Origin of the sequence: Streptomyces sp. NBC_01485, from assembly GCF_036227125.1 — a bacterium.
In the GTDB taxonomy this organism is placed as follows: domain Bacteria; phylum Actinomycetota; class Actinomycetes; order Streptomycetales; family Streptomycetaceae; genus Streptomyces.
In genome coordinates, this window is the sequence record NZ_CP109435.1 from 3287396 (window position 1) to 3301829 (window position 14434).

The following is a 14434-nucleotide window of genomic DNA, read 5'->3' on the forward strand; positions in this document are numbered from 1 at the left end:
CGTCGGGGCCGCTGGGGGGCGGCAAACCCGGCGGCCCCTCCTCGCGTCCGCCATGTGTACGTTGGCCGAAGATCCGCGCCGCGCTTCGAGGCGTCGGCAACAGTTGTCGGCACAGCTACCGGCAACAGCTACCGGCATCAGCCAGGGAAGGCACACATGGCACGCGTCGCCGTCATCACCGCGCCCAACATCGGGTACCGCAACACAGGAATGCTGACCGTCGACCTGGCCTTCGAGTCCCTGCGGCGGCGGATGGGCGCCGGGATCGACGCGACCTGGTACACGCTGCACACGCCGGAGACCGTGCCGCTGCGCGCGGGTGTGCGGGGCGCCGATCTCCCGTTCCGGTTCCGTTCGCTGATCGAGCACCCCGACGAGCACCTCGCCGAACTCCGCGACCACGACGCCGTCGTCTTCTGGGGCGACTTCCTCCACACCCGGCACTATCTGGCCCAGGACGCGACCAACCGCCTGCTCGACTTCGGCTTCGCCGAGGACCGCGACGCCGCCCGCGTCCTGCTCAACCGCACCCTGCTGCTCGCGGACCAGCCGGACGAACTCCTCGCCCGCACCCTCAGCTACGGCGGCACGATCCTGCACAACACGCAGTCCGACTACGAGGACAAGGAGTACGGTCCCCTGTTCGCACGCCTGATGACGCGAAGTCACCGGGTCTGGATGCGGGAACCGCTCTCGGCGGCCAAGCTCGCCCACTTCCGCGGGGACGACCCCACGACCGAGTACTTCGGCTCGGACGCGGCGCTTCTGTCCCGCCCCGGCGACCTCGACGACCATCTCCCGACCACCCAGTGGTCCCAGGAGGTCCCGGACGGCGGTGCGATCGGCGTGTTCCTCGGCGCCCGTACGGCCGTCCCCGCCTGGCTGCCCGCCTTCTGCCAGGGTCTGTCCGACCGGCTCGGCGCCCCGTTGGAGTGGCTGCCCTGGTTCGACCGCGACGTCCCCTCCCAGGTCGGCCACATCGGGCGGCGCCCGGGTGACCACACCGTCGGCGACCTGGTGGGCGTACTCCCCCGGTACCGGCTGGTCATCACCGACACCTACCACCTGTGCGTCAACTCGTGGGGCGCCGGTACCCCGGTGGTGTGCGTCGGCGCGCCCGAACCCGTTCCGACGACCGACGACGACTATCTGACGCTGAGCGACGTGAAGAAGCACGTGTTCCACATGGCGTACGACGCGGCGGACTTCTACCTGTCCACCCTCCCCGACACCGAGGAGGCCCACGCGCGCCGTGCCGACCGGCTCGTCCACCTCGTCGAAGGCGGCGGGGCCGATGCGATCGCCGCGCGGATACGCGCACACGCCGACCGTTCGGGGGCCGCCTTCACCGAGACGCTCACGTCACTGCTCGGCACTGCCTGCCGTTGAGGCGGGCGCGGACCGTCTTGCCGACCTCGGCGCGCAGGAACCAGTCCAGTTCCGTGGCGATGGAGGAGACGACGAGGAGGCCCCGGCCGTTCTCCCCGGTCGTGTCCTCCCTGATCTCCGGGATCTCCGGGAACGCCCTCAGCGGGTCCGACACCTCGATGCTCAGCGTGCGGTTCTCTTCCAACTCGTGGATTCTCAGCCACAGTTCGTGACCGGGGACCCGGCCGTGCCGTACGGCGTTGGCGACGAGCTCGGAGGTGACGAGCACGGCTTCGTCAATGTCGCCGGGCCACAGCCACATCGTCAGCCGACGACGGACGTGGAGCCGGGTGAGGCGGACGGTGCGGGCAGTCATGGGGTAACCCATCGACCAGTCGGGGGCGAGGAGGGTGGGGGGCATGAGGTTCCCTTTCACGCTTGGGTTGCACACCCCACGGTGACGGGACCTGCCATTCGACTTCAATCGAAACGCCGCTGATTAATCAGTCGGTTGAGAAGTGGACTATGCCCAGTTCTGCGCAATCGGCTGCGCGGGCCGCACACGCGGTGTCACACTCTGCACACGGGGGTTCACCACACGTACTGGCGCGCAAAGGAACGCACATGGCAGCAAAGCGTGGACGCACGGCCCAACGGCTGGAACTTGGCCTTCAACTCCGTCAGTTGCGCGAGAACTGCGGTCTGGGCGAGCGGGGCGGGGGCTACACCCGCAAGCAGGCGGTTGTCGGACTACGCATCTCCGAGGCCTCGTTGCAGAGGATCGAGTCGGGATCGCTGAACTTCCGCAACATCGGCGACCTGCGCAAGCTGCTCGCCAAGTACGGGGTCACCGACGAAGAGGTCGTCGAATCACTGATCAACCTCAACAAGGACTCGAACCAACAGGATTGGCTCACGCAGTACCGGGGGCTCATGCCGGCGGGGATGCCCGGGTTCGTGGGACTGGAGCCCGAGGCGCGCAGCATGAAGGCGTACCACCCCACGCTGATCTACGGCCTGCTACAAACGGAGCAATACGCTCTCGTCAAGAACGAGGTGGACAAGCCGATCGAGGAGTACACGACGGAACTCATCCGAAGCAGCGTCGAGGTGCGGATGAAGCGCCAGGACGTGCTCACTCGGGAGAACCCCGTCAAGCTCCATGTCATTCTCGGCGAAGCCGCCTTGCGCTATGTGGTCGGAGGCACCGATGTGATGCGCGAACAGTACGTGAAGATCGAGAAGTTGTCGGGCTGGGATCACATCACCATCCAGGTGCTGCCGTTCCGCCGGAGCTACCGCTCGACCCACGACTTCGCCATCCTTGAATTCGGCAACGCACTGCCTCCTCGTGTACAGGCTGACAGTGCCTGGGGTTCCGTATCCACCTCGGACAAGCCACGTGAAGTCGACCGGTTCAACCGCCGGTTCGACGCCATGGCAGCATCGGCACTGCCACCCGAGGACACCCCTGAATTCCTCCACCGCCTAGACCGAGAGCTGTAGGCCCATGCACCCGCGCTTCACCGCACCGGAACTCGCCCCTGAGCACGCCTGGTTCAAGTCGTCCTACAGCGACTCCGGCGGCCAGAACTGCCTCGAAGCCGCCTGGATCAAGTCCTCCTACAGCGATGCGGGCCAGAACTGCGTCGAGGTCGCCCTCGTAGCCCCGGCCGTCGGCGTCCGCGACTCCAAGAACCCCGCCGGCCCCGCCCTGCTCCTCCCCGCGCCCGCCTGGGCGGAGTTCCTCAGTTCTCTTCCGGGGATGTGAGGGAAAGCGGCGCGCCCGCGTAGACGCGGTCGATCAGGGCCGCGTAGGACGCGATCATCCGTGTCCTGCTGAAGCGTTCGCGGCTTGCGGTGAGGGACGGGGTGTAGGTCGCCCGGTCCGTCACCGCCGCCTGCCAGGCCCCGGCGATCGCCTGCGGGTCCGGCGGGGTCACCAGGCCGTGGCCCGCGACGATCGCCGCGCTGTCGCCGACGTCCGTGGTCACCGGGACGGCCCCGCACATCATGCCCTCGATGAGGCAGAGCGGGGCCGCCTCGCCCCACGCGGAGGTGAGGGAGACGACGTCGGCGGCGGCGTAGACCGTCTCCATGTCGTGGCGGACGCCGAGGAGGTGCAGGCCCCCCGGCTCCGGGGCGCCGAACGCGTCCGCGATGTCACCCGCCAGGCCCGGGTTCGTCGTCGTCATGCCCGCCCCGCACATCAGGACGTGCCCGTCCGGTACGGCGTCCAGCCATGCCCTGGCCGCCGCCAGGAACAAGGGGACGTTCTTCATGCCGTCGTAGCGGGCCGCGAAGACGATCACCGGGGCGGCGGGTGAGATGTCCAGGGACGTGCGCAGGCTCAGCCGTCTCGCCGCGTCGGGGCGGAAGCGGATCAGGTCGACGCCGTTCGGGATCACGTGCAGCAGAGCCGACGGGACGCCCGCCGCCTCGTACGCCGCCCTCGTCGACTCCGCGCAGCACACCGCCGCCGCGACCGTGCCGTCGGCGATCGCGGCCTTGAGGTCGTCGAGGGCGCGGCCCTGGTTCTCGGGGTCGGAGCGGTGCAGGCCGACCACGACCGGGCGGCGCGGCAGGCCCGCCTGGCGGAGGAGGGCGAGGGGCTGTTCCTTGAGGGACAGGATGACGTCCGCGTCGGCCGTCGCCCGAGCGGTATCAGCCAGCTCGGGGCCGGTGAAGACGGCCGGATCCGTACCCCCCGTGCCGAACGTACGGCCGAGAGACGTGACGCCGACGTCCGCCGCCGTCAGCTTGCGGTAGCAGGCGTCGTCCTCCATCCGCTGGCGGGTGGCCTCGCGGTGCACCTCGCCGTGGATGCTCAGCACCCGGTGGTGCTGGCCGCCTTCGCGCAGGCCAAGCACCACATCGCTGTGCACGATCCGGGCCCCTCCGGAGAAGAACCCCTCGTAGACCGAGAGCACCCGCAGCCCGTTGCCCCTGCGCACGTCATTGCGCATACGATCACCCGCCTTGCACCGATATCAAGCCATCCCCGTGAAGTGCGGGTTAGCCGATATGAGGCGGTACGGACATTTCACATGGATGAACGTGGCGTCACATGTCCGCGCATGCTGTGTGACGTGCGGGTCACACCTTCGGCGGCACGTGGGCCCTGCCGTTCGCCGGGCGGTCGCGCCACAGTTTCAGGGCCACGTCGATCAGGCGTACGTGGGTCAGGGTCGGGACCTCGTCCAGGTCGTGCCAGGCGGCCAGGTCGGTGGAGCCGTTCACCTCGTTGCGCAGTTCGCCGCCGACGATCCGGGCCTCGTAGAGGATGCGGAGGGCGTGGTGGTCCGAGGGGCCGCGCAGGCCCTCGCGGGGGAGCGTGCGGCGGGAGGAGTCGATGCCGAGGAGGCCGGTCACCTCGACGCGGTAGCCGGTCTCCTCGTCCAGTTCGCGGACGACGGTGTCGAGCGGGTCCTCCCCGTGTTCCATGCCGCCGCCGGGCAGCACCCACTCGGGAGTGCCGTCGGGAGCGGGTGAACGGGCGAGCAGAATCCGGTCGTCACGGACACAGACGGCGTAGGCCGCCACCCTCAACTTCTTGCGCATACAGGGACGTTAGCCGTTCGAGGGCGGATCGGGAGAGGGGAAAACCGGCATAACCCTCACAAGAAGCACACCGTCTTCACACAGGGGGCTCGTAGAGGGTTTTCCCCATCCGTCCATATCGATTCGGTCAACTCTCCCCAAACAGCTGTCCCTTAGGCAAAACTTTGCGGTCATCCGGGATCGCATTCCGGACGACCGTGATCAGGCAGGAACGTACTGATCATGTGCTGCTCGTTCCTTTACCTACAAGGGATGCCGATGACCCTCACCCCCCAGCCCGAGTCGACGTCGGGCGCGAGACGCGTGGTGCGGATAGCCGTGGCCGCGGGCCTGGTGGCCGCGCTGTCCGCGGCCGGTCCGATCCCGCTGGCCTTCGCCGCCGCCGGCTCGACCCCGGCCGCGGCCGACCCGGGCGTGAAGTCCGCCCACGACAAGCTCGGCGCCGACGACGCCGACCTCCTCGCCGACGCCAAGGCCGACGGCGACAAGAACGTCACGATGATGATCGCGACCGCCCCCGGCCAGACCGAGCAGGTCGCCAAGGAGCTGGACGCGGTCAAGGGCGGCTCCGTGGGCCAGTCCTACGACAAGGTCGGCTACGTCCGCGCCACCGTCCCGACGGGCAAGGCGGACTCGGCGATCGCCGCCGCGGCCAAGCTGACCTCGGTGCACGCCATCGACCTGCGCCAGGACATCGCCCTCGACGACCCGACGCCGAGCGCGGACACCGCGACGGGCGCCAAGAGCGCCGCGTCCTCCGCGAAGGCGAAGACGTACGCGGCGCCGAACAACAAGACGCCCGCCGAGAACCCGTACAACCCGTCGTTCGAGACGGGCGCCGTCGACTTCGTGAAGAAGAACCCGAAGGCGGACGGCCGCGGCGTCACCATCGGCATCCTCGACTCGGGTGTGGACCTGTCGCACCCCGCGCTGCAGAAGACCAGCACCGGCGAGCGCAAGATCGTCGACTGGGTCACGTCGACCGACCCGATCATCGACAACGACGCCTCGTGGCGTCCGATGACGACGTCCGTGTCCGGGCCCAGCTTCACCTTCGGCGGCCGGACCTGGACGGCGAAGGCCGGCTCGTACCAGATCAACCTCTTCCGGGAGTCCGCCACCGCGGGCGGTGACGCCAAGGGCGACGTCAACCGCGACGGCGACACCACCGACGCGTGGGGCGTCCTGTACGACGCCGCGGCCGGTACGGTCACCGTCGACGTGAACAACAACGGCGACTTCAGCGACGACACCGCGATGAAGCCGTACAAGGACGGGTACCAGGTCGGGTACTTCGGCACCGACGACCCGAAGACCGACGTCGCCGAGCGGCAGCCGTTCGTCGTGCAGATCCGCAAGGACGTGCCGATGGACCCCTTCGGCGGCGACTGGGTCGGCAAGAAGGCCGACTTCGCCAACATCGGGCTCATCGCCAGCGAGCACGGCACGCACGTGGCCGGCATCACCGCCGCGAACGGCCTGTTCGGCGGCAAGATGAACGGCGCCGCGCCCGGCGCGAAGCTCGTCTCCTCCCGTGCCTGCGTCTTCGGCCCGGGCTGCACCAACGTCGCGCTCACCGAGGGCATGATCGACCTCGTCGTCAACCGCGGCGTCGACATCGTCAACATGTCGATCGGCGGCCTGCCGGGTCTCAACGACGGCAACAACGCGCGCTCCGAGCTGTACACGCGCCTCATCGACACCTACGGCGTCCAGCTCGTGATCTCCGCGGGCAACGAGGGCCCCGGCGCGAACACCATCGGCGACCCCGGTCTGGCCGACAAGGTGATCTCGGTCGGCGCGGCCATCTCCAAGGAGACGTGGGCCTCGAACTACGGCTCGCAGGTGGAGAAGAAGTACGCGCTGATGCCGTTCTCCTCGCGCGGCCCGCGTGAGGACGGCGGCTTCACGCCGACGCTCGTCGCGCCCGGCGCCGCGATCAACACGACGCAGACCTGGCTGCCGGGCTCCCCGGTCGCCGACGCGGGCTACCCGCTGCCGGCCGGCTACTCCATGCTCCAGGGCACCTCGATGGCCTCCCCGCAGGCCGCGGGCGCCTCGGCGCTGCTGATCTCCGCCGCCAAGCTGAACAAGGTCGCGCTCACTCCGGCGATCCTGCGCACGGCGCTGACCTCGACCGCCGACCACATCAAGGGTGCGCAGGCGTACGAGGAGGGCGCGGGCGCCATCAACATCGTGGACGCCTGGAAGTCCATCAAGAAGGGCGCCACCGCCCACGACTACACCGTCAAGGCCCCGGTCGACACCGCGCTCGACCAGGCGCTGAAGACGCCGGGCTTCGGCACCGGCATCTACGACCGCGAGGGCGGCCTGAAGGCCGGGCAGAAGAAGACGTACGACGTCACCATCACCCGTACGTCCGGCGCCGACAAGGCGATCCGCCACGAGCTGCACATCGAGAACAACGCGGGCGGCACCTTCAAGATCCTCGGCTCGGACGAGGTCAAGCTGCCGCTGAACAAGCCGGTCACGGTCAGGATCCAGGCCAAGGCGGGCTCCGCGGGCCTCAAGAGCGCGATCCTCGAGGTCGACGACCCGAAGACCGTGGGCACCGACAAGCTGATCCTCAACACGGTCGTCGTCTCGACCCCGGTGAGCCACACCTTCGCCGCGAAGGCCAGCGTCCAGCGCAACAGCTCGCAGTCCTACTTCCTGACCGTGCCCGAGGGCGCGAAGTCGTTCGAGGTCGGGATCAGCGGTCTGAAGGACAAGAGCCAGACCCGGTTCATCTCGATCCACCCGTACGGTGTCGCGGTCGAGGACACCGGCACGCCCTACTGCTACAGCAACTACCCGATCACCAACGGGTGCAGGCCGGACGCCCGTTCGTACCAGAACCCGCAGGCCGGGGTCTGGGAGATCGAGGTCGAGTCGCGCCGCACGTCGCCGCTGCTCGACAACCCGTACAAGCTGGACGCCACCGTCTACGGCGCGGCCTTCGCCCCGGAGACCGTGACCCTGCCCGAGGCGAAGGTCGGCACCCCGGCCCCCGTCTCCTGGAAGGTCACGAACAAGTTCGCCGCCATCGACGGCAAGCTGGTCGGCGGCCCGCTCGGCTCGTCCAAGAAGGACCGTCCGACCATCGCGAACGGCGTGACCCAGACCAGCACGGTCGAGGTCCCGGCCGGCGCCAAGTCGCTCGACGTCTCCATCGGCAACGTCTCCGACGCCTCCGCCGACCTGGACCTGACGGTCTACGACGCGAGCGGCACGCAGGTCGCCCAGTCCGCCGACGGTGACTCGGAGGAGGCGGTCTCCATCCCGTCGCCCGCCGCCGGCACGTACACCATCGAGGTCGCGGGCTACTCGGTCCCGGCCGGCACGACGGCGTACGACTACCTGGACGTGTTCTTCTCGTCCACGCTCGGCACCGTCAACGTCGACGAGTCGACGCCGGTGAAGCTCGGCACGGGCGCCTCGGCGCCGGTCTCCGCGACCGTCACCGCCGCGGCCGCCGCGCCCGCGGGCCGCGCCTTCTTCGGCCAGGTCCAGCTGGTGAACGCGCGGGGCACCGTCGCGGGCATCGGCAACGTGGCCATCCAGAAGGTCACGCCGTAACCGGCACCGGTTGAGCAGTGAGGGCGGGCGTCCGTACGGGCGCCCGCCCTTCGCCGTTCCCGGCCTATTCGCAGGTGAGGCCCGGCGTCTCGGGCAGTGCGCGGGTGAGCGCCTCCCGCTCGGGGGCGATGCCGGGTTCGCCGACCGCCCACACGTCGGGGGTGTCGGACCCCTTCGCCAGCGCCACCAGGACGTGGTCGCCCGCGGCGAGCAGCGGGTCCATGTCGTCCTCCATGACGAAGTCGACCTCGGGGGCGGTCGTGGCCGGCCGGTACGCGTGCGTGACGCGGAGGGTGACGCGTTCGCGGGTCGTACCGGGCAGCCGGTGGACGTCCGTCACGTCGCCCTCCACGACCAGCCGGGCGCAGACGAGGTAACCGGGGTCGCCGAGGAGCCCGCCGTCGCCCCCGGACGCCTTGCCGCCCGCCTCCTCACCACCGACGCCACTGTCGGCACCGGCATCACCGGCGTCACTGGCGGCGGACTTGCTCGCCGCGCTGTCGGACACCCCCTGCCCGGCCTGGACGACGACCCACCTGGCCCCGAACACCAGCGCGCCGGCGGCGGCCACGCCCACGGCGCCCAGCGCGAGGGGGCGCAGGCGGCGCAGGCGGCGCAGGGGCAGCCGCAGCACGGCGGGAGCGGTGCCGTGCTCCCGGGCGGGCTCGCCGGCCGGTCGCGTCGCCGGTTCCGTCGCCGGTTCGGTCGCCGGTTCCGTCAGGGCGTCCGCGACGACGCCGAGCTGCTCGCGCAGCAGTGCGAGGTCGGCCGTGGCCGAGCGGTACCCGGTCATGAAGGCGTCGTCGGCGAGGCTCTCGTCGGGCGGCCGCTCGTCGGTGATCGCCGCCATCAGCGCGTCGTCCGGTCCGGCGCGGTCCTCGAATTCCGTGCTCACGTCACACCACCTCGTCCTCGTGCAGGCGGGCGCGCAGGGCCCGTACCGCCGTGTGCAGGCGGCTCTTGACCGTGCCCTCCGGGACGCCGAGCTCGGCGGCTATCGAGCGCACCGGCAGATCGGCGTAGAAGCGCAGGACGACGACCTGACGCTGGGCGTCGGGCAGGTCGTCCAGGCCCTGGGCGACGGCGAGGGACAGCACGCTGGTGTCCTCGCCGGAGGGGTGCTCGTGCTGGCGCAGCGAGGCCAGCCGCTCCCCCAGCCGCTCCTGGCGGCGCTTGGCGCGGTGCCAGTCCATGGCGAGGTTGGAGGCGACGACGGCCGCCCACGCGGAGACGTCGCGCGGGGCCTCGTACCCCTTCGCGGCGCGCTCCAGCAGCCGCAGCCGGACCTGCTGCACCCCGTCCGGCAGGTCCGCCTGCGGCACCCCGCCCAGCGCGAGCACCGCCCGCACCCGGCGTTCCTGGGCCGCGTCGAGCGGATCAGCGCTCTTTCTGCGCAGCAAAGCCACCCCTCCCCCCTCCCCGCGTTTCCTCTACGACGCCGTAGCGCGCGGAAACGTTCGACGGAACGGTCTTCGCATGTTCGGAGGCGTACGTCACACCGTTCCGTGTTCCACTCCTCGGGCATGGTGCCCAAAGAATTGGACAAGTGGACCGGGATCGGTCTCATGATGGAGAAAACCACGTTGTAGGGAGTCGCTGTGAGGGTCGGAATCGTCGGAGCCACCGGTCAGGTCGGCACGGTCATGCGCGGGATCCTCCAGGAGCGCGCCTTCCCGGTCACCGAGCTGCGCCTGTTCGCGTCGGCCCGTTCGGCGGGCACGACCCTGGACGGAGTGATGGTGGAGGACGCGGCGCTTGCCGACTACACCGGCCTGGACATCGTGCTCTTCTCGGCGGGCGGCGCGACGTCGAAGGCGCTGGCCGAGAAGGTCGCCGCGCAGGGCGCGGTCGTGATCGACAACTCGTCGGCCTGGCGCAAGGACCCGGAGGTCCCCCTCGTCGTCTCCGAGGTGAACCCGCACGCGATCGCGAACCGCCCCAAGGGCATCATCGCCAACCCGAACTGCACGACGATGGCCGCGATGCCGGTCCTGAAGCCGCTGCACGCGGAGGCGGGGCTCGAGGCGCTGATCGTCGCGACGTACCAGGCGGTGTCCGGGTCGGGTGTCGCGGGCGTGGCGGAGCTGCACGGGCAGGCGCAGAAGGTCGTCGCCGACGCGGACAAGCTGACCCACGGCGGCGAGGCGGTCGACTACCCCGAGCCGCAGGTCTACAAGCGCCCGATCGCCTTCAACGTCGTCCCGCTCGCCGGCTCGATCGTCGAGGACGGCCTGAACGAGACGGACGAGGAGCAGAAGCTCCGCAACGAGTCCCGCAAGATCCTGGAGATCCCCGGCCTCAAGGTCTCCGGCACCTGCGTCCGCGTCCCGGTCTTCTCCGGCCACTCCCTCCAGGTCAACGCCCGCTTCGCCCGCCCCCTGTCGGTGGAACGCGCGACGGAGCTCCTCGCGAGCGCCCCCGGCGTGGAACTGTCGGAGATCCCGACCCCCCTCCAGGCAGCGGGCCAGGACCCGTCCTACGTCGGCCGCATCCGCACCGACGAGACGGCCGACAACGGCCTGGCCCTGTTCATCTCCAACGACAACCTCCGCAAGGGCGCGGCGCTGAACGCGGTACAGATCGCGGAACTGGTGGCGGCGGAGCTCACGTCCGACTGACCTCGTAGAGGAAACAGCCGTACTCGACGGCCCTGACGTGCACGAACTCCACGTCCGGGTCGTCGAACGCGTCCCGGAACGCCGCGTCGAGCCCGCCGACGCCGACGAGCGCGCCGCCCAGGATGCGGCCCTCGGCGGAGTAGCGCCGCACGGTGCGATGCGCCTGGGCGAAGGGATACCCGTCCCCGGCGAACCCCGCGCAGTCGCCGGCGTGGACGAACACGGGCCCCTGCTCGTCATAGGCCCCGGGGTCGACCCCCGCCCCGGCCGCCCAGCGACGCAGCGGCGCGTACGAGACGAGCGCGATCCGCTCCCCCACGGCACTGCGCCGCAGACAGCACCGCAGTGGCGCTCCGCCCTCCTCGTCGACGAATGGCTCCGTCCTCCGTCCGGCGTCGTCGACGACCCGAAGCTCGTCGAGCACGCCGAACGGGATGGCCCGTGGCCCGCAGACCACGTCGTTCGCTGTGCAGGTCATCCCTCCACCCTGACGGCCGGCGCCCGAGGGGACCGGCGGTTTCCGGACGCCGTACTCGAGAGCACCGCGACCCTCACCGCGCAGACGGCGCAAGCCCTCATCGCCCAGGGCGTCGCCTGACGGTCGGCCATAAGGTCGTCGACCCAGGCAGCCGCCCCGTGGAAGGATGGCGCAACCCACACATAACGAGGAGATGACCGCGTGCCTGGCACAAACCTGACTCGCGAAGAGGCGCAGCAGCGGGCGAAGCTGCTGACCGTTGACTCGTACGAGATCGATCTCGACCTCTCCGGCGCGCAAGAGGGCGGTACCTACAGGTCCGTGACCACGGTGCGTTTCGACGTCGCCGAAACCGGTGCCGAGTCCTTCATCGACCTGGTCGCCCCGGCCGTCCACGAAGTGGCGCTGAACGGCGACGCGCTGGACCCGGACGACGTCTTCAAGGACTCCCGGATCGCGCTCCCGGGACTGCTCGAAGGCCGTAACGTCCTTCGTGTCGTCGCCGACTGCGCCTACACCAACACCGGTGAGGGCCTGCACCGCTTCGTCGACCCGGTCGACGAACAGGCCTATCTGTACACGCAGTTCGAGGTGCCGGACGCCCGTCGCGTGTTCGCGTCGTTCGAGCAGCCGGACCTCAAGGCGACCTTCCGGTTCGCGGTGAAGGCCCCGAGCGGCTGGACCGTCATCTCCAACTCCCCGACGCCGGAGCCCAAGGACGACGTCTGGGCGTTCGAGCCGACCGCGCGGATGTCCACCTACGTCACCGCGCTCATCGTCGGCCCGTACCACAGTGTCCACAGCGTGTACGAGAAGGACGGGCAGTCGGTGCCGCTCGGCATCTACTGCCGGCCCTCCCTCGCCGAGTTCCTCGACTCGGACGCGATCTTCGAGGTCACGCGGCAGGGCTTCGACTGGTTCCAGGAGAAGTTCGACTACGCGTACCCGTTCAAGAAGTACGACCAGCTCTTCGTGCCGGAGTTCAACGCGGGCGCGATGGAGAACGCGGGCGCGGTGACCATCCGCGACCAGTACGTCTTCCGGTCCAAGGTGACGGACGCGGCGTACGAGGTGCGGGCCGCCACGATCCTGCACGAGCTGGCCCACATGTGGTTCGGCGACCTGGTCACCATGGAGTGGTGGAACGACCTGTGGCTGAACGAGTCGTTCGCCACCTACGCCGAGGCGGCCTGCCAGGCCTACTCTCCGCAGTCGCGCTGGCCGCACTCGTGGACCACGTTCGCCAACTCCATGAAGACGTGGGCGTACCGGCAGGACCAACTGCCCTCCACGCACCCGATCATGGCCGAGATCGGCGACCTGGACGACGTGCTCGTCAACTTCGACGGCATCACGTACGCCAAGGGCGCGTCCGTGCTCAAGCAGCTCGTGGCGTACGTCGGCATGGACGAGTTCTTCGCGGGCGTGCAGGCGTACTTCAAGCGGCACGCGTTCGGCAACACCCGGCTCTCCGACCTCCTCGGCGCGCTGGAGGAGACCTCCGGGCGTGACCTGAAGACCTGGTCGAAGCTGTGGCTGGAGACGGCCGGCATCAACGTCCTGCGCCCGGAGATCGAGACGGACGCCGAGGGCGTCATCACGTCCTTCGCGATCCGCCAGGAGGCCCCGGCGCTCCCGGCCGGCGCGAAGGGCGAGCCCACGCTGCGCCCGCACCGCATCGCCGTCGGCCTGTACGAACTCGACGAGGACAGCGGCAAGTTGGTGCGCGACGAGCGCGTCGAGCTGGACGTCGACGGCGAACTGACCGCCGTACCGCAGCTGGTGGGCAAGCGCCGTCCGGACGTCGTCCTGCTCAACGACGACGACCTGTCGTACGCGAAGGTCCGTCTCGACGAGCAGTCGCTCGCGTTCGTGACGGAGCACCTGGGCGACTTCGAGTCGTCGCTGCCCCGCGCGCTGTGCTGGGCGTCGGCCTGGGACATGACCCGGGACGCCGAACTGCCCGCCCGCGACTACCTGTCCCTCGTCCTGTCGGGCATCGGCAAGGAGTCGGACATCGGCGTGGTGCAGTCGCTGCACCGTCAGGTCAAGCTCGCCGTCGACCTGTACGCGGCCCCGGCGACGCGCGAGGCCCTGCTGACCCGTTGGACCGACGCCACGCTGGCCCATCTGCGGTCCGCCGAGGCGGCCGGCGACCACCAGCTGGCGTGGGCCCGGGCGTTCGCCGCCACGGCCCGCACGCCGGAGCAACTGGACCTCCTGGAGGCCCTGTTGGACGGCTCGCAGACGATCGAGGGCCTGGCCGTCGACACCGAGCTGCGCTGGGCGTTCGTGCAACGCCTCGCGGCGGTCGGCCGGTTCGACGAGGCGGAGATCGCCGGCGAGTACGAGCGCGACAAGACGGCCGCCGGTGAGCGTCACGCGGCGACCGCCCGGGCCGCTCGTCCGACGCCGGAGGCCAAGGCGGAGGCGTGGGCGCGGGTCATCGAGGACGACAAGCTGCCCAACGCCCTCCAGGAGGCGGTCATCGGCGGCTTCGTCGACACCGACCAGCGGGAGCTGCTCGCGCCGTACACGGACAAGTACTTCGAGGTCGTCAAGGCGATCTGGGACGCCCGTTCGCACGAGATCGCCCAGCAGATCGCGATCGGCTTCTACCCGACGATCCAGGTCTCCCAGGAGATCCTGGACAAGACGGACGCCTGGCTGGCCTCCGCCGAGCCGAACGCGGCCCTGCGCCGCCTCGTCTCCGAGTCCCGCTCGGGCGTGGAGCGCGCACTCCAGGCCCAGGCGGCGGACGCGCAGTAGTCCGCAGTCGGTAGTCAGCAGTCGCCAGTAGTACGTCGATGGGGGCGCCCGGCATGGTCGC

Annotated in this window: 12 protein-coding genes; 6 read left to right on the forward strand and 6 right to left on the reverse strand. The window is 69.9% G+C overall.

The features are described 5' to 3' along the window. Nucleotides 1–156 precede the first annotated feature (156 nt). Nucleotides 157–1389, forward strand: coding sequence for a hypothetical protein (locus OG352_RS15060; RefSeq protein WP_329217408.1), 1233 nt, complete (start codon nucleotides 157–159; stop codon nucleotides 1387–1389). On the opposite strand, the gene OG352_RS15065 is transcribed toward OG352_RS15060, so the two are convergent. Beyond that, nucleotides 1358–1789: an ATP-binding protein gene (locus OG352_RS15065; protein ID WP_329217410.1), complete on the reverse strand. Its 432-nt coding sequence runs from the start codon at nucleotides 1787–1789 to the stop codon at nucleotides 1358–1360. The genes OG352_RS15060 and OG352_RS15065 overlap by 32 nt on opposite strands. Nucleotides 1790–1992: 203 nt before the next feature. On the opposite strand from OG352_RS15065, the gene OG352_RS15070 reads away from it, so the two are divergent. After that, on the forward strand, nucleotides 1993–2874 hold the full coding sequence (locus tag OG352_RS15070; protein ID WP_329217412.1) for a helix-turn-helix domain-containing protein: 882 nt from the start codon (nucleotides 1993–1995) through the stop codon (nucleotides 2872–2874). Between the two features lie 4 nt (nucleotides 2875–2878). Beyond that, entirely contained in the window at nucleotides 2879–3139 is a 261-nt protein-coding gene (locus OG352_RS15075; RefSeq protein ID WP_329217414.1) for a DUF397 domain-containing protein, read from the forward strand. Here the strand turns inward: OG352_RS15075 and OG352_RS15080 are convergent. Together OG352_RS15080 and OG352_RS15085 are read right to left on the reverse strand one after the other, a co-directional pair. Next, nucleotides 3117–4298 (reverse strand): glycosyltransferase, encoded by a 1182-nt coding sequence (locus OG352_RS15080; RefSeq protein ID WP_329223833.1) that lies wholly within the window; start codon nucleotides 4296–4298, stop codon nucleotides 3117–3119. The two genes, OG352_RS15075 and OG352_RS15080, sit on opposite strands and share 23 nt — an antisense overlap. Nucleotides 4299–4464: 166 nt before the next feature. Then, on the reverse strand, nucleotides 4465–4929 hold the full coding sequence (locus OG352_RS15085; RefSeq protein WP_329217416.1) for an NUDIX hydrolase: 465 nt from the start codon (nucleotides 4927–4929) through the stop codon (nucleotides 4465–4467). 258 nt (nucleotides 4930–5187) lie between these two features. Here OG352_RS15085 and OG352_RS15090 point away from each other — a divergent pair, with 258 nt between their 5' ends. Further along, entirely contained in the window at nucleotides 5188–8508 is a 3321-nt protein-coding gene (locus OG352_RS15090; protein ID WP_329217418.1) for a S8 family serine peptidase, read from the forward strand. Between the two features lie 64 nt (nucleotides 8509–8572). Here the strand turns inward: OG352_RS15090 and OG352_RS15095 are convergent, their stop codons facing one another. Both OG352_RS15095 and OG352_RS15100 read right to left on the reverse strand, forming a co-directional pair. Then, nucleotides 8573–9403, reverse strand: a complete 831-nt coding sequence (locus OG352_RS15095) for a hypothetical protein (protein WP_329217420.1) — start codon at nucleotides 9401–9403, stop codon at nucleotides 8573–8575. Nucleotide 9404: 1 nt separating this feature from the next. Then, the gene (locus OG352_RS15100) at nucleotides 9405–9914 is read right to left on the reverse strand and encodes a sigma-70 family RNA polymerase sigma factor (protein WP_329217422.1); all 510 of its coding nucleotides are present in this window, start codon (nucleotides 9912–9914) and stop codon (nucleotides 9405–9407) included. 192 nt (nucleotides 9915–10106) lie between these two features. Between OG352_RS15100 and OG352_RS15105 the strand changes: the two genes are divergently transcribed. After that, entirely contained in the window at nucleotides 10107–11126 is a 1020-nt protein-coding gene (locus tag OG352_RS15105; protein ID WP_329217424.1) for an aspartate-semialdehyde dehydrogenase, read from the forward strand. On the opposite strand, the gene OG352_RS15110 is transcribed toward OG352_RS15105, so the two are convergent. Beyond that, on the reverse strand, nucleotides 11113–11604 hold the full coding sequence (locus tag OG352_RS15110; protein WP_329217426.1) for a DUF1203 domain-containing protein: 492 nt from the start codon (nucleotides 11602–11604) through the stop codon (nucleotides 11113–11115). The genes OG352_RS15105 and OG352_RS15110 overlap by 14 nt on opposite strands. A gap of 201 nt (nucleotides 11605–11805) precedes the next feature. Between OG352_RS15110 and pepN the strand changes: the two genes are divergently transcribed. Then, nucleotides 11806–14373 (forward strand): aminopeptidase N, encoded by a 2568-nt coding sequence (gene pepN, locus OG352_RS15115; protein ID WP_329217428.1) that lies wholly within the window; start codon nucleotides 11806–11808, stop codon nucleotides 14371–14373. The last annotated feature ends 61 nt before the right edge of the window (nucleotides 14374–14434 follow it).